At 71.2% G+C, this 16140-nt stretch carries 11 protein-coding genes; 4 read left to right on the forward strand and 7 right to left on the reverse strand.

Going from position 1 to position 16140, the window contains the following annotated elements; genetic code table 11:
• Positions 1-40: 40 nt before the first annotated feature.
• From OG223_RS35835 to OG223_RS35860, 6 genes are all read right to left on the reverse strand, one after another.
• Positions 41-2068, reverse strand: coding sequence for a M4 family metallopeptidase (locus tag OG223_RS35835; protein WP_329257710.1), 2028 nt, complete (start codon positions 2066-2068; stop codon positions 41-43).
• Between the two features lie 220 nt (positions 2069-2288).
• A complete protein-coding gene (locus OG223_RS35840; RefSeq protein WP_329257713.1) occupies positions 2289-4064 on the reverse strand; it encodes an ABC transporter ATP-binding protein in 1776 nt (591 codons plus the stop codon).
• The gene (locus OG223_RS35845; protein WP_329257716.1) at positions 4061-5773 is read right to left on the reverse strand and encodes an ABC transporter ATP-binding protein; all 1713 of its coding nucleotides are present in this window, start codon (positions 5771-5773) and stop codon (positions 4061-4063) included. Before OG223_RS35845 ends, OG223_RS35840 begins: the two co-directional genes overlap by 4 nt.
• A gap of 174 nt (positions 5774-5947) precedes the next feature.
• Complete coding sequence (locus tag OG223_RS35850; protein WP_329257719.1) at positions 5948-6967, reverse strand: aldo/keto reductase; 1020 nt, start codon at positions 6965-6967, stop codon at positions 5948-5950.
• Between the two features lie 130 nt (positions 6968-7097).
• Positions 7098-8963 carry an ABC transporter ATP-binding protein gene (locus OG223_RS35855; protein ID WP_329257722.1) on the reverse strand — a complete coding sequence of 622 codons (1866 nt, stop codon included), beginning with the start codon at positions 8961-8963 and terminating at the stop codon, positions 7098-7100.
• Complete coding sequence (locus tag OG223_RS35860; protein ID WP_329257725.1) at positions 8960-10942, reverse strand: ABC transporter ATP-binding protein; 1983 nt, start codon at positions 10940-10942, stop codon at positions 8960-8962. Before OG223_RS35860 ends, OG223_RS35855 begins: the two co-directional genes overlap by 4 nt.
• 148 nt (positions 10943-11090) lie before the next feature.
• Here OG223_RS35860 and OG223_RS35865 point away from each other — a divergent pair, with 148 nt between their 5' ends.
• From OG223_RS35865 to OG223_RS35880, 4 genes are read left to right on the forward strand one after another with little or no spacing between them, the layout of a single operon-like run.
• Positions 11091-12002, forward strand: a complete 912-nt coding sequence (locus tag OG223_RS35865) for an ABC transporter ATP-binding protein (RefSeq protein WP_329257727.1) — start codon at positions 11091-11093, stop codon at positions 12000-12002.
• The gene (locus OG223_RS35870) at positions 11999-12733 is read left to right on the forward strand and encodes an ABC transporter permease (protein WP_329257729.1); all 735 of its coding nucleotides are present in this window, start codon (positions 11999-12001) and stop codon (positions 12731-12733) included. Before OG223_RS35865 ends, OG223_RS35870 begins: the two co-directional genes overlap by 4 nt.
• 26 nt (positions 12734-12759) lie before the next feature.
• Positions 12760-14028, forward strand: a complete 1269-nt coding sequence (locus OG223_RS35875; RefSeq protein ID WP_329257732.1) for a sensor histidine kinase — start codon at positions 12760-12762, stop codon at positions 14026-14028.
• Positions 14021-14668: a response regulator transcription factor gene (locus OG223_RS35880; RefSeq protein ID WP_329257735.1), complete on the forward strand. Its 648-nt coding sequence runs from the start codon at positions 14021-14023 to the stop codon at positions 14666-14668. Before OG223_RS35875 ends, OG223_RS35880 begins: the two co-directional genes overlap by 8 nt.
• Here OG223_RS35880 and OG223_RS35885 read toward each other — a convergent pair.
• Positions 14665-16062 (reverse strand): sulfatase family protein, encoded by a 1398-nt coding sequence (locus OG223_RS35885; RefSeq protein WP_329257738.1) that lies wholly within the window; start codon positions 16060-16062, stop codon positions 14665-14667. The two genes, OG223_RS35880 and OG223_RS35885, sit on opposite strands and share 4 nt — an antisense overlap.
• Positions 16063-16140 lie beyond the last annotated feature (78 nt).

Consider the following 16140-nt stretch of genomic DNA (forward strand, 5'->3'; position numbering starts at 1 on the left):
CGGCGTCTTGTTTGCGCGGCGTGAAGTGGACGGCTGGTTTTTACGGGAACGTAAGCTTCCAACTGTTGATGTAGCCGGTGTCCTGTGCCGCCACGTCCTGGACCTTCAACTTCCAGACGCCGTTGGCGACTTCGGAGGACGCGTTGACCGTGTAGGTGGCCTGCACGTTGTCCGCCGAGTCGGACGAGCTGGAGTTCTTCAGCCGGTACGTCGACCCGTCCGGAGCCACCAGGTCGATCACCAGGTCGCCGCGCCAGGTGTGCACGATGTCGACCGCGACCGCGAGGTTCGTGGGCGCGTTCCCCGTCCGCCCGGACACGGTGACCGACGAGGTGACCGCCGCCCCGTTGTCCGGAATCGACACGTCGGCCGTGTTCTCGAACGACGTGCCGCCACCGCCGCCGCCACCGGAGCGCGCACCGACCGCCACGGCCGCCCACGCGTCCTGCACCGCCTTGTACTCGGCGCCCGTCGTGCCGTACAGCTCACCCGCCGCCGCGAGCGTCCCGGTGCGGGCCGCCGCGTAGTTGGTGGTGGACGTGAACTTCGTGGTGAGCGCCCGGTACCAGATCTGCAGCGCCTTGTCCCGGCCGATGCCGGTGACCGGAAGCCCGTCCGAGGTGGGCGAGTTGTAGCTGACGCCGTTGATGACCTTGGCGCCGCTGCCCTCGCTCAGCAGGTAGAAGAAGTGGTTGGCGATGCCCGAGGAGTAGTGCACGTCGAGGTTGCCGACACCCGAGTACCAACTGTCCGCGCTGCCGCCGTCCTTGCTCGGCTTGTCCATGTAACGCAGCGGGGTGCCGTCGCCGTTGATGTCGATCTTCTCGCCGATGAGGTAGTCGCCCACGTCGGTCGAGTTGTTGGCGTAGAACTCGACGCCGGTGCCGAAGATGTCGGAGGTCGCCTCGTTCAACCCGCCCGACTCACCGGAGTAGTTGAGCCCGGCGGTGTTGGAGGTGACACCGTGGCTCATTTCGTGCCCCGCCACGTCGATGGCCGTCAGCGGGTCCGCGTTGCCGGAGCCGTCGCCGTACGTCATGCAGAAGCAGCCGTCGTCCCAGAACGCGTTGACGTACGAATTCCCGTAGTGGACACGGGAGTAGGCGCCGACGCCGTTGTTCTTGATGCCGCTGCGGCCGAAGGTGTTCTTGTAGAAGTCCCAGGTCTCCGCAGCGCCGTAGTGCGCGTCGGCACCGGCCGTCGCCGCGTTCGACGTGGTGCCGTTGCCCCAGGTGTTGCTCGTCTGCGAGAACAGGGTCCCGGTGCCCGAGGTGCCGTGGTTCAGGTTGTACGTCTTGTGGCCGCCGCGGTCGCCGTCGGTGAGGTTGTACGACGTGCCCGACTGGGTCGTGGTCAGCGAGACCGCGCCGCTGTACTGGGTGTTGCCGGTACCGGTGGCGTTCTCGATGCCCTGGTACTCGTAGAGCTTCTTGCCGGTGGCCGCGTCGGTGATGACGTGGAGTTCGTTCGGGGTGCCGTCGTCCTGGAGACCGCCGACGACCGTCTCGTAGGCGAGGACGGGCTTGCCGCTCGCCGCCCAGATCACCTTGCGGGCCGAGTCCGCGGCCGACTTGGTGGAGCCGAGGGCCTTGGCGCGGGAGACGGCCTGCTTCTCGGCGGTCGCCGTGGCGACGCCCGGGGTGAGGTCGGCGACCGCGATCGTGGCGTTCGTCGCCTTGATGACGCGCTCGGTGGCGCCCGACTTGGCGGTGTCGACGACCAGGTCGCCGCCGAGGACCGGGAGTCCGGCGTAGGTGCGCTCGTAGCGGGTGTGGACGGTGCCGTCGGCGTCCTTGACGACGTCACGGGCGACGAGCGTCTCCTTGGCGCCGAGGCCGATGTCCTTGGCGGTCGTGGTCCGCGCCGACGCGGCGTCGCGGAGCAGCTCGGCGCGCTGCGAGGGGGAGAGCGAGACTGCGCTGTGCGCCGGATTCCCCTTGTCGGCAAGGGGTTTGGCCGGAGCGGCGGAGGAGGTCGCGCCGGCCTGGACGGCCGCGGCGAGCAGAGTGGTGACGCCGACTGCGGCGACTATGTGGGAGGTGCGTCTGCGCGAGGAATTGCTTCTCAACACTGACTCCTTCAGGACGGTCGCGGATCACGCGACCAGGGGAGATCACAGGGATCACAGGAGTGAAACTGTGGGGTTGCTGTGAAGCGCCAGTGGGAAGAGTGGCAGCAGCCCGCGCTTTCTGTCAGGAGCGCGTCAGGAAGTTGGCCGGAATTCGTTCGTTGTCCGGATGTTCATGTCCGTTATGCGGACCGCCGGGGGGCGCCGCGCGCCCCCCGGGTCACGTGGACGTCGGCCGCTCGCCGTGCCAGGAATGCCACAGCGCCGCGTACGCCCCCTCCGCCGCCACCAGCTCCTCGTGCGGGCCGAGTTCGGTCAGCAGGCCGTTCTCCATCACCGCGACCCGGTCCGCGTCGTGGGCGGTGTGCAGCCGGTGGGCGATGGCGATGACGGTACGGCCCTCCAGCACGGCGGCCAGGGCACGCTCGGTGTGGCGGGCGGTGGCCGGATCCAGCAGGGCCGTCGCCTCGTCCAGGATCAGGGTGTGCGGGTCGGCCAACACCACGCGGGCCAGCGCGAGTTGCTGGGCCTGCGAACCGTCCGTGACCGAACCGCCCGCGCCCAGCCGGGTGTTCAGGCCGTCCGGCAGCTCCCGCACCCACTCCTCGGCGCCGACCGCCGTCAGCGCCGCCCACAACTCCTTGTCCGTGGCGGCCGGTTCGGCGATCAGGAGGTTGTCGCGGACCGAACCGAGGAAGACGTGGTGCTCCTGGGTGACCAGCACCACCTGGCGGCGCAGCGTCTCCGGTGCCAGCCCGGAGACCGGCACCCCGCCCACGGTCACCGTGCCCTCGGTCGGCGCGTCGACGCCCGCCAGCAGTCGGCTGAGCGTGGTCTTCCCGGCGCCGGACGGACCGACCACCGCGAGCCGCTCACCCGGCCGTACGGTCAGGTCGACGCCGTGCAGCACCTCGCCGCCGCGCTCGTAGGCGTACCGCACACCCGTCACATCGAACCGGTCGTCCGCCGGAACCGGGGCGTCGCCGTCCCCCTCCGCGCGGGGCGCCCCTGCCAGGCCCTCCACGCGGGCGAACGAGGCGCCGCTGCTCTGCAGTTGCTCGACCCGCATCAGGATCTGGTCCAAGGGCTCGGCGAACTGCCGCAGATACAGCGCGGCCGCCACCACCGCACCCAGGCCCACCGCCCCACGCCCGTGCAGCCACCCGCCCACGAGCAGCACACCCGCCACCGGGACGGTGTACGAGATCTCGACCGCGGGGAAGAACACCGTCCGCAGGTAGAGCGTGTGCAACCGGCTCCGCAGAGCCGTCCGCAGCGTGTCGCGGCTCGCGGTGACCCGGCGCTCCTGGAGCCGGAACGCCTCCACCGTGCGCGCCCCGGACGCGGTCGCCGTGAGGATCTCGGCGACCTCCGAATTGGCCGCGCCCTCCGCGAGATAGCCGTCCCGGGCCCGGCGCAGATACCAGCGCAGCGCGAACCACACCGGCGTGAGCCCCAGCACTCCGAACAGCCCGAGCAGCGGGTCGAGCGCGAACACCGCGCCCATCACGAACAGTGCCTGCACCGAGTTGACCAGCAGATCGGGCCCGACATCGCGCAGGGTCGTGCCGACGATCGCCACGTCCGCCGTGCCGCGCGCGGTCAGGTCGCCCGTCCCGGCCCGCTCCACCACCGACGCGGGCAGCGCCAGCGCCCGGTCGACGAAGTCCTCCCGCACCCGGGCCAGCGTGCGTTCACCGAACCGGTGCCCCACGTACCGCGCCCAGCGCGCCAGCAGCAACTGGGCCACCGAGCACCCCACGATGACGAGGGCCAGCTTGTCCACGACCCCCACCCCGGCCCCGGCCCGCACCTCGTCCACGATCCGCCCGAGCAGCCACGGCCCGACCAGCCCGGCCCCGGCCGCCAGCGCGTTCACCACCAGCACGACGCCGAACGCCCGCCGGTCCGCCCGCACCAGCCGCAGCGCGGCCCGTCGTACGTCAGCCCGTCCCGCGACCGGCAGTTGACCCTTCGCCGACGAAGACCCCGTCACCGCACGACCTCTTCCTCTTCCGTGTCCCGGGCCACCAGCGCGCGGTAGCCCGGCTCGTCCGCCAGCAGCCGGCGATGGCCGCCGCTGGCCGCGACCTTGCCGTCGACCAGGTAGTGCACGGTGTCCGCGTGGTCGAGGACCAGCGGGGACGTCGTGGTCACCACCGTCGTACGGCCCGCGCGCTCCGCGTGCAGCCGCCGTGCGACCGCCGCCTCCGTGTGCGCGTCGAGCGCCGAGGTCGGCTCCACCGCGAGCAGCACCTCCGGCTCGGCGAGCAACGCCCTTATCAGCCGCACCCGTTGACGCTGGCCCCCGGAGAGGCTGCGCCCCTGCGCGGCCACCTCCGAGTCCAGCCCTTCCGGCAGCCCCTGCACGATGTCGTCGGCGGCGGACGCGCGCACGGCCCGCGCCATCGCCTCCGTGGACCGCTCCCGGCGCCCGGACACCACCTCCGTGAGCGGTCCGGCGAACAGGTCGGCCTCGTTGTCGGCGACCAGGATCCGCGCCCGCACCTGGTCCAGCGGCATCGCGTCCAGCCGCACCCCGCCCCAGGTCGCCACGGACGGCGCGTACCGCCCGAGCCGGTCCACCACGGCCAGCGCGTCCCCGGGCCGCGCCCCGACCAGCGCGGTCAGCCGCCCCGGCAGCACCCGCACCCCCGAGTCGGGATCGTGCAACGCGGCCGGTTCCGCGGGAGCGGCCAACTCCCCGGTGTCCAGCGCGGGTTCCAGCCGCAGCAGCGCTACGACCCGACGCGCGGCCACCACGCCACGGCTCAACTCGTAGACCATCTGCACGAAGAAGGACACCGGGCCGATCAGGACCGCGACATAGCCGTACACGGCCACCAACTCGCCGATGCTGAGCTGCCCCTGGGCCGCCAGCCGGGCCGCGAGCCAGGTCACGACCGCGAGGAACAGCGTCGGCAGCCCCATCCCGACCGCCTGCACCCAGCTCGCCACCGCGCCCACCCGGTAGCCCTGGGCGCGCAGCCGCTGCGAGTCACGGCGGAACGCGTCCGCGAACAGCCCTTTGCCGCCGAGGCCGTTGAGGACCCGCAGGCCGCCCGCGAGATCGCCGATGCGCGCGGTCAGCACGCCCTGCCGCTCCCGGTACTCCGTCTCCACGCTCTGCAGCCGCAGCGTCAACGGCCCCGCGAGCAGCGCGATCACCGGCACGCCCAGCAGTACGACGGCGGCGAGCGGCGCCGAGATCGACAGCAGCACGCCCGCGACCACGCCGTAGACGACGAGGGCGCCGAAGCCGGGGCCGACGACGGTCAGGCACTGGGCGATCGTCCACACGTCGCCGACGCCGGTCGTGATCACCTCGCCGGCCCGCGCCCGGCGCGAGAGCACGGCGCCCAGTCGGACGGTCTGGCCGACGATCAGCTTGACCGTACGGAAGTTGGCGTCGATCCGGACCCGGGTCATCGTGCGGTGCCGCATGATGCTCAGCCATGCGTTGACCGCGCCGATCACGAACAGCGCCCCGGTCCACCAGGCCAGCGCGCCCATGTCCCCCGGCACCAGCCCGTCGTCCACCGCCCGGGACATCAGATACGGCGCCGCCGCCATCAGCACCATCCACACGCTCGACAGCAGCGCGCCGGACACCGCCCGCCACGGCTGCCGCAGCACCAGCCACCACAGGAACCGCCAGCCGCCCCGACAGTCGGGTGTCCCGGGATCCTCGTACGCGTCGATCATGGGCCTCCTTGCCCAGGCCGCCGAGCGCGGGCAGCCGTGAGCGGTCCGGGGGTGGTTGGAGACCTCGAAGATTACCGAGCGTGAGCGCGGTTGCCCATCGAATAAATCGCGCGACGGGGGCCGGTGACCGGCGGGGCGCTGTCCGGCGGTGCGGACGAGGCGCGGTGGGGAGCGTCAGCGGCGGCGCAGTGACGGGTCGAGCAGTGCGGGCGGGGTGTCGTGCTTCTCGTGGGCGGCGAGGTCGGTGCCGGGGGCGACGATCGTGTCGATCGCGTCGAGTACGTCGGCGGAGAGCACGGTGTCCGCGGCGGCGAGCTGCGCGTCCAGGTGGTCCAGGGTCCGGGGGCCGATCAGCGCGCTGGTCACGGCGGGGTGCGCGGTCACGAAACCGAGCGCGAGCTGGATCATCGTGAGGCCGGCCTCGTCGGCGACCCGGGCCAGTTGCTCGACCGCGTCGAGCTTGGCCCGGTTGGCGGGGACGGTGGTGTCGAAGCGCTGGGGCATGAACGCGGAGCGGCTGGTGCCGATGGGCCGGTCCGCGCGGATCGCGCCCGACAGCCAGCCCGAGGCGAGCGGGCTCCAGACCAGGACGCCGAGCCCGTACTCCTCGGTCACGGGCAGGACGTGGGTCTCCGCCCCGCGCTGGAGGATCGAGTAGCCGGGCTGTTCGGTGACGTAGCGGCCCAGGTGGTTCTCCCGGGCGGCCCACTGTGCCTGGACGATGCGGTACGCGGGGTAGGTCGAGGAGCCGAAGTAGCGGATCTTTCCCGCGCGTTGGAGGTCGGTCAGCGTGGACAGGGTCTCCTCGTCGCCGGTGCGCGGGTCCCAGCGGTGGATCTGGTACAGGTCGACATGGTCGACGCCGAGCCTGCGCAGGCTGTTGTCCAGCTCGGTGATCAGCCAGCGGCGCGAGGCGCCCTGGTGGTTGCGCTCCTCGCCCATCGGCAGGCTCGCCTTCGTGGCCAGCACGATGTCGTCACGGCGCCCGGCGATCGCCTTGCCGAGCAGCTCCTCGGACTCGCCGCCGCTGTACGCGTCGGCGGTGTCGATGAGATTGACCCCGGCGGCGAGAGCCGCGTCGACGATTCCGGTGACCTCCTCCTGCGTGGTCCGCCCGATCCTGCCGAAGTTCATCGCGCCGAGCGCGAGAGAGCCGACCTGTACACCGGTGCGGCCCAGGGTGCGGTACTGCATGACCGTGTTCCTCCGACATCAGCAAACGGAACCTTGTTCCGGAAACAATACGGAACAAGGTTCCACTTAGCAAGGTCGGAGTGGGGACGTGAGGTGACGAAGGGTGACCGACAGCCCCCGCCCGCCTCGCTCACGCCAGACTGTCCCGCCAAGCCTGATGCAGCGCCGCGAAGCGCCCCGTCCCCGCGATCAGGTCGGCCGGGGTGCCGTCCTCGATGATCCGGCCGTGTTCCATGACCAGGACCCGGTCCGCGATCTCGACCGTGGACAGCCGGTGGGCGATCACGACCGCCGTACGGCCACGCAGGACCGTCGACATGGCGCGCTGTACGGCCTGTTCGCCCGGGACGTCCAGGGAGCTGGTCGCCTCGTCGAGGATGAGGACGGCCGGGTCGGCGAGCAACGCCCGCGCGAACGCGACGAGTTGGCGCTGGCCCGCCGAGATACGACCGCCCCGCTTGCGTACGTCCGTGTCGTAGCCGTCGGGCAGCGCGCTGATGAAGTCGTGCGCGCCGATCGCCTTCGCGGCCCGCTCGATCTCCGCGCGGGGCGCGTCCGGGCGCCCGATCGCGATGTTCTCGGCGACCGTGCCGGAGAACAGGAACGCCTCCTGCGTCACCATCACCACCCCACGCCGCAGTTCCGGCACGGACAGCTCGCGCAGGTCGACGCCGTCGAGCGACACCCGCCCGTCCGAGGGGTCGTAGAAGCGCGCGAGAAGCTTGGCCAGGGTGGACTTGCCCGCGCCGGTGGAGCCGACCACGGCGACCGTCTGGCCGGCTGGGAGGGTCAGGTCGAAGACGGGCAGCACCTCGCCGCCGGTGCGATAGGCGAAGCGGACCCCCTCGAAGACCACCTCGCGGCCGGGCTGCTCCGACTCAAGTGCCGGGAGCTGTACGGGAGTCGAGGACTCGGGCACCGACGGCGTCTGGGCCAGCAGCCCCGCGATCTTCTCCAGGGACGCGGCGGCCGACTGGTACGAGTTGAGGAACATACCGAGCCGGTCGATCGGGTCGTAGAGCCGCCGTAGATACAGCACAGCCGCCGCCAGCACGCCCAGCTCCAGGGAACCGTCCGCGACCCGGGTCGCGCCCCACAGCACGATCACCGCGACCGCCGTGTTGGCGACCAGGCGGGAGCCGGTCACATAGCGGGCCATCTCCAACAGGGCGTCGCCGTTGGACCGTTCGTGGTGCCGGTTGAGGACGCGGAAGTCGGCGTCGTTCACCGCCTCGCGGCGGAACGCGCGGACCGGGCGGATGCCGTTCATCGTCTCGACGAACTTCACGATCACGCGCGCGATCGCCGTGGACCGCACCGCGTACACCCGCACCGCGCGCCGCTGATAGACCCGCACCAGCAGATACAACGGCACGAAGGACGCCACCGCGACCGCGCCGAGCCCCAGGTCCAGCCAGAGCAGCATCGCCGAGATGTACACGAACGACAGGATGACCGTGATCAGCTCCTGGAGTCCCTCGCTGAGCAGTTCGCGCAGGGCCTCGATGTCCGTGGTGGAACGGGAGATGAGCCGGCCGGACGTGTAGCGCTCGTGGAAGTCGATGCTCAGCGCCTGCGCGTGCCGGAAGATCCGGCCGCGCAGATCGAGCAGCACGTCCTGGTTGACGCGCGCGGAGGCCCCGATGAACGCGTACTGCAGCACGCCGGAGACGAGCGCGCACAGCAGATAGCCCACCCCGACGGCGATCAGCGGACCGCGGTCGTGGTCCCGGAACGCCGGCACGGCACGGTCGATGGCGTATGCCACCAGCAGCGGGCCCATCTGCACCGCCGCCTGCTGGAGCAGCAGGAGCAGGGTCGTGACGGCGACCTGGGCCTTCATCGGCGCGAGCAGCGAACGCAGGAGGGTGGCGGTCGCGCCCGGGGGAGTGGGCAGGTCGTCGTGGTCGAAGGGGTCGCCTGCGGCGGGCCGGAGCGGGGGTTCGGGGTTGTCGTCGGGGTCGGTGGGCGGCGCGGAGGTGGTCGGGGCGGTCATCGGGCGTCCTCCTGCTCACCGACCGGGTGGGGGTGCTGGTGCCGGTCCGGGTGGTGTTGAGTCCGCGGGCCGGTGGGGGCTGGTCGCGCCCCGCGGCGGAGCCGCATGTCGATACTGTCCCGCGCCTCTTCAGGGCGCGTTGGTTGAGCCGTGTCGTTCTCGCGCTCGGCCCCCGACATCAAGTGCGCGTACTCCGCGTTCGTCCGCAGGAGTTCCTGATGGGTGCCCACCGCCGTGATACGGCCCTCGGACAGCAGGGCCACGCGGTCGGCGAGGAGGACCGTGGACGGGCGGTGGGCCACGATCAACGCGGTGGTGTCGGCGAGGACGTGGCGCAGCGCGGCTTCCACGGCTGCCTCGGTGTGGACGTCCAGCGCGGAGAGCGGGTCGTCGAGGACCAGGAAGCGGGGTGCGCCGACCACCGCCCTTGCCAGCGCGAGGCGTTGGCGTTGGCCGCCGGAGAGGCTCAGGCCCTGTTCGCCCACCTGGGTGTCCGTGCCGTGCGGCAGCGCGTGGGCGAAGTCGGCCTGGGCGACGGCCAGTGCGCGCTCCAACTCCGGTTGTCCTGCGCCCTTTTCGGCGCCCATCAGTACGTTTTCGCCGACGCTCGCCGAGAACAGGGTGGGTTCCTCGAAGGCCATCGCGACGGTGGCGCGCAGCGTTTCCCGGGGCATGGCGGTGATGTCCTCGCCGTCCAGGGTGATGTGGCCGGAGGTCACCTCGTGGAGGCGGGGGACCAGTGCCGTCAGTGTGGTCTTGCCGGTGCCGGTGGCGCCGACGAGGGCCATGGATTCGCCGGGTCTGATGTGCAGGTCTATGCGGTCGAGGACGGGTGGGGAATCCGGTGGGGCGTCTGGGTAGCGGAAGGTGACTTTCGAAAAACGGATGCCATCGTTGTCGGGTGCGGGTTCGTTTGGGCTGGTCGCGCCGTTCCCCGCGCCCCTTTGGGGCGCCTCCTCTGAGGGCGTTACATCGATCTCTGGCGCTACATCCATCACCTCGAAGTAGCGCTCCGTCGCCGTTGCCGCCTCCTGGCTCATGGCCAACAGGAAGCCGATCGACTCCACCGGCCAGCGCAGGGCCAGTGCTGTGGAGAGGAAGGCCACCAGCGTGCCTGCCGACAGGTTGCCGTCGGCGACCTGGATCGTGCCCAGGACCAGCGTCGCCCCCAGTGCCAGTTCGGGCAGGGTGACGATGACGCCCCAGATCACGGCGAGGAGGCGGGCCTTGCGGAGTTCGGTGCCGCGCAGGGTGTGGGAGAGGTCGCGGAAGGCGCGGGCCTGGCTGCGGTGGCGGCCGAAGCCCTTGATGATCCGGATGCCGAGCACGCTCTCCTCGACCACCGTCGTCAGATCGCCGACCTGGTCCTGCGCGAGCCGCGCCACCTGCGCGTACCGCCGCTCGAAGACCACGCACATGACGATCACCGGCACGGCGGGACCCAGGATCACCAGGCCCAGCGTCCAGTCCTGGAGCAGCATGATGATCACGCCCAGCAGGATCGTCACACTGTTGACCAGCAGAAACGTCAGCGGGAAGGCGAGGAACATGCGCAGCAGCATCAGGTCGGTCGTGCCCCGGGAGAGGAGCTGGCCCGAGGGCCACCGGTCGTGGAAGGCCACCGGCAGCCGCTGGAGATGCCGGTAGAGATCCGCCCGCATCTCCGCCTCGACCCGGGACAACGGCCGCGCGACCAGCCACCGGCGCAGCCCGAACAGTCCCGCCTCCGCGATCCCGAGCAGCAGCAGATACAGCGCCCCGAGCCACACGCCCGCCGTGTCCCGGTCGGCGACCGGCCCGTCCACCATCCACTTCAGGACGAGCGGGAACACCAGCCCCGTACAGGACGCGACGACGGCGACCCCGGACGCGGCGAACAGCCGTACCCGCACGGGGCGGACGTACGGCCACAGCCGCAGCAAGGTGCGCACGGCGGAGCGATCGGTGTGGTCCTCGGTGGCTGCATGTGTCGTCGACATCATGGGCGAGCCTACGGACCACCACTGACAGTGCCCACCGAGTTTTGGCCGACCAGGAGGTCGTAGGACCGCATCAACCGATCGGTTGATGCACGGTCGAGCGCGATGGGCGATGTGCCCGCACCGGCGTTCCCGGGACCCTCGGAACATGTCAGCCACACCTGTCATCGAAGTCACCGCACTGCGCAAGTCCTACGGCGGCCGGGCCGTCGTGGACGGGGTCTCGTTCGCCGTCGAGGAGGGCGAGATCTTCGGGATCCTCGGCCCGAACGGCGCGGGCAAGACCACCACCGTCGAGTGCGTCGAGGGCCTGCGCGTCCCCGACGCCGGCCGCGTCCGCGTCACCGGCCTCGACCCCGTCGCCGACCACGAGCAGGTCGCCCGCGTCCTCGGCGCCCAGCTCCAGGAGAGCGAGCTCCAGGCCAAGCTCACCGTCCGCGAGGCCCTGGAGCTGTACGCGGCCCTCTATCCGCACCCCGCCGACTGGCAGCCGCTGGCCGAACGCCTGGGCCTGACCGCCAAGTTGACCACCCGGTTCGCCAAGCTGTCCGGTGGCCAGAAGCAGCGGCTGTTCATCGCGCTCGCGCTGATCGGCAATCCCCGCGTCGTCGTCCTCGATGAACTCACCACCGGGCTCGACCCGCGCGCCCGGCGCGACACCTGGCAGCTCATCGAGGACGTGCGGGCGAGCGGGGTCACCGTCCTGCTCGTCACGCACTTCATGGAGGAGGCGCAGCGGCTGTGCGACCGGATCGCCGTCATCGACAAGGGCAAGGTGGCCGCCCTGGACACCCCGGAGGGGCTGATCCGGCGTTCGGCCGGCTCCACCGTCATCAGTTTCACGCCCTCCGCGCCCCTGGACGACGGTGACCTGAACGCGCTGCCCGCCCTCACGTCCGTGGCGCGCAAGGACGGCCGGATCACCCTCTCCGGCTCCGACGAGACCGTCAACGCCGTCATCACCCTGCTCGCCCGGGGCCACATCACCGCCCATCAACTCCGCGTGTCCGACGCCACGTTGGACGACGCGTTCCTGGACCTGACGGAGGTCACCGCATGAACACCGCAGTCCTGCGCACCGAGTTGAGGCTCTTCCGCCGCGAACCGGGCGCCCTCTTCTGGATCTTGCTCTTCCCCACCCTGCTCCTGGTGATCCTGGGTTCCATCCCGGGCTTCCGCGACCACGACGCCGACCTCGGCGGCCTGCGCACGATCGACGTGTACGTCCCGGTCGCCGTCCTGCTCGGCATGATCGTCGGCGGTCTCCAGTCGATGCCGCAGAACCTCACCGGCTACCGCGAACGCGGCATCCTCCGCCGGATGTCCGCCACCCCGGTCCGCCCGTCCGTCCTCCTCACGGCGCAGATGGTGGTCTTCGGCACGGCGGCCCTGGCCTCCGCCCTGTGCGCGCTGACCGTCGGCCGCCTCGCCTTCGACGTACGCCTCCCCCGGCAGCCCTACGGCTATCTCCTCGCCCTGCTCCTCGCGATCCTGGCCTCGCTCGCGCTGGGCGCGGTGGTCTCCGCGCTGTCCCGGACCACGAAGATCGCGGGCGCGATCGGATCGGCCGTGTTCTTCCCGATGATGTTCTGCGCGGGCGTGTGGATCCCGGTGAATTCGATGCCCGACACGCTCGCCCGGATCGTCGGCTACACCCCGTTCGGCGCCGCCGCCGAGGCCCTGAACCGGGCGGCCGCCGGGAACTGGCCGGGCTGGACGCACGTAGGGGTGCTCGCGATGTGGACCCTGCTGCTGACGGGCGCCGCCTCGCGCTGGTTCCGCTGGGAGTAGGGGAGGCGGCCGTGCAGACTGAGGGGATGACCACCAGGGACCGGCAGATCGACCGCCGCTGGGAGCAACTGCACACGTGGGGGCCGTACGGGCTGCTCGGGATCAGTGTCGTCCTCGCGCTCGTCTCCTCCGATCTGTTCGACTACACCACCGCCCAGTGGCGGGTCGGCTGGGCCCTGGCCGGCGCCGCGCTCGTCCTCCAACTGTGGTGGCACGGCACCCGCGCCCGCCGCCCCGGCCGCGGCCGGATCCCGTCCCGGGCGGGGACCGCGTACTACGTCGTCCGCTGGGCCCTCGCCTTCGTCCTCACCTGGCTCGACCCGTTCTTCGCGTTCTACGCCGCCTCCGGCTTCATGGACGCCGACGAACTGATCCCGGGCACGGTGGGGCAGCGGGTCGGGCTGTTCGCGAGCGCGGTCACCGTGGCCGGAGCGCAGGCCGGCGGGATGCCGTTCGGGAGCGGGCTGCAATGGGTCCTCTTCGTGGCGCTCGTGGCCGTCAACTCCGTCCTCCAGATGGCGATCGCGCATCTCACCCAGCAGGAGACACAGCGGTCCCACGAGCGCACGGAGACCATCACCGAACTCGAACGCACCAACACCGCGCTCCAGCAGGCCCTCGACGAGAACGCCGCCCTGCACGCCCAACTCCTCGTCCAGGCAAGGGAGGCCGGGGTCGCCGACGAGCGGAGGCGGCTCGCCGCCGAGATCCACGACACCATCGCCCAGGGCCTGACCGGCATCATCGCCCAGCTCCAAGTCGTCGCCAACGCACCCGACTTGACGACCGCCCGAACCCACCTCGACCGTGCCTCCGCGCTCGCCCGGCACAGCCTCGGCGAGGCCCGCCGCTCCGTGCAGAACCTCGCGCCCGTCGCCCTGGAGAACGACGGACTGCCCGAGGCGCTGAAGAACACGGTCGCCGAGTGGGGCGAACGCACCGGTGTCCGGGCCGAGTTCACCGTCACCGGCACCACCGAGCAGCTCCACGACGAGGTCTCCGCCACCCTGCTGCGCATCGTCCAGGAAGCCCTGTCGAACGCGGCCCGGCACGCCCGCGCCACCCGCGTCGGCGTCACCCTCTCCTTCGTCGGGGAGGAGGTCATCCTCGACATCCGCGACGACGGCCGGGGCTTCGACCCGCTCGCCCTGCCCGAGCGCACCCGCACCGCCGGCTTCGGCCTCGACGGCATGCGGGCCCGCGCCGAACGCATCGCGGGCTCCCTCGCGGTCGAGTCCGAGCCCGGTCACGGCACGGCCCTCTCGGCTCGCGTACCGTTGGTCCGCCATGAGTGACGAGTTGCTGATCTCCGTTCTGATCGTCGACGACCATCCCGTCGTACGGGACGGTCTGCGCGGCATGTTCGAGTCCGCGCCCGGATTCCGCGTCCTGGGCGAGGCGGCGAACGGCGTCGAGGCCGTGGAGCGGGCCGCCGCCCTCGACCCGGACGTGATCCTGATGGACCTGCGGATGCCGGGCGGCGGGGGAGTCGACGCCATCCGCGAGCTGACCCGCCGCGCCGCCCGCGCGAAGGTGCTCGTCCTGACGACGTACGACACCGACTCCGACACGCTGCCCGCGATCGAGGCGGGCGCGACCGGCTATCTCCTGAAGGACGCCCCGCGCGACGAGCTGTTCACCGCCGTCCGCGCGGCGGCCCAGGGCCGCACCGTCCTCTCGCCCGCCGTCGCCTCCCGGCTGGTCTCCGCGGTCCGCAGCCCCCAGACCGCCCCCGGCAACGAGACGCTCTCCGCCCGCGAACGCGAAGTGCTGGCCCTGGTCGCCAAGGGCACCTCCAACCGTGAGATCGCCCGCGAACTCTTCATCAGCGAGGCGACCGTGAAGACCCATCTCACCCACCTGTACGGCAAGCTGGGCGTCAAGGACCGCGCGGCGGCCGTCGCGGTGGCGTACGACCGGGGGATCCTCGGCTAGCTCGGATAGGGGAGCAGGCCGGAGGCGATCCGCTCCCAGGCCGCCTTCAGTTCGGCGAGCAACTCCGGCTTGTCGGGGGCGAGATCGGCCTGTTCGCGGATGTCGGCGCCGAGGTCGAAGAGGTGGTCGTCGCCGTCCTCGTCCTGGTAGTACTTCCAATCGCCGCGCCGCAGCGCCCGGTTGGCCCGCACCCGCCAGAACAGGTCCCGCTCGGGCAGCTCCTCGCCCTTCAGCAGATAGCCCGCCAGGCTCGTGCCGTCCAGCGGGTACGCCGGGTCGGGACGGGCACCGGCCAGCTCCAGGAAGGTCGCGGTCCAGTCGGGGGAGAAGTTCGGCTCGTGGCTGACCTGGTTGCCGTCGATCCGGTGCGGCCAGCGCACGATGGTCGGCACCCGGATGCCGCCCTCCTGGAGGACGAACTTCTCGCCGCTCAACGGCCAGAGGTACGACCAGCGTTCACCGCCGTTGTCGCTGGCGAAGTACACCAGCGTGTTCTCCTCCTGCCCGGACCGGCGCAGTGCGGCGAGCACCTCACCCACGGCTGCGTCGAGGCTCTGCACCATCTCCGTGTACTTCGCGACCGAACCGCCGTCGTACTGGTTGAGGGCGTCGCTGATCTCCAACTGGCTCGTGGCGGCCCGGATCTTGGCGGCGATCCCGGCGCCGGTCTCCTCGTCGCCCTCGGCCAGCCAGGGCCAGTGCGGGGTCGTGAAATTGAGGTTCAGCAGCCACGGCTTGTCGTGGCCGCGGCCGACGTACTCCACCGCCCGCTCGGTCAGCACCTGCGTGTAGTAGCGCAGGTCCTGGTAGGTCGCGTCGCCCTCGTACAGGTCGTAGTCGCCGAGCTGGCCGAGCTTGGAGAAGTACTCCAGGACACCGCCGTGGTTGCCGAAGAACTCGTCCCAACCCGACTTCGTGGGGCTGTAGTCGGGCAGCCAGCCGCAGTGCCACTTGCCGATCAGGGCGGTGGAGTAGCCGGCCTTCTTCAACAGCGACGCCAGAGTGGGGTGGCTGGGGTCGAGTCCCTGCGTTCTGCTGGCGATCGGCTCGGCCAACCCGCCCGGCGTACGGCCCGGATAGCGCCCGGTGTACAGGCTGAACCGGGTCGGCGAGCAGGTCGCGGAGCCGGAGTAGGCGTCCGTGAAGCGCACCCCCTGCCGGGCCAGGCGGTCCAGGTTCGGCGTCTTGATGTGCGGGGCGCCGTAGGAGGACAGGTCGGCCCAGCCGAGGTCGTCGCCGAGGATGACGAGGAGGTTGGGGCGTCTGCCGGAGGCGGCGGGGCGGGCCTTGAAGGGGCGCTCCACGGCTTCCGCTGCGGTGGTCGTTCCGGCGACGGCCGTCACGGCGCCGCCGCCGACGAGACCACCGAAGGCACGGCGGGATATCTCAGACATGACAAGCAGTCAATCAGCGGGCTGGTTCAACTCGCCAGTGACGGCGAGGAGTTCATGTACCTGCAATACACACGGGCA

This window comes from Streptomyces sp. NBC_01478, assembly GCF_036227225.1.
Classification (GTDB): Bacteria; Actinomycetota; Actinomycetes; order Streptomycetales; family Streptomycetaceae; genus Streptomyces.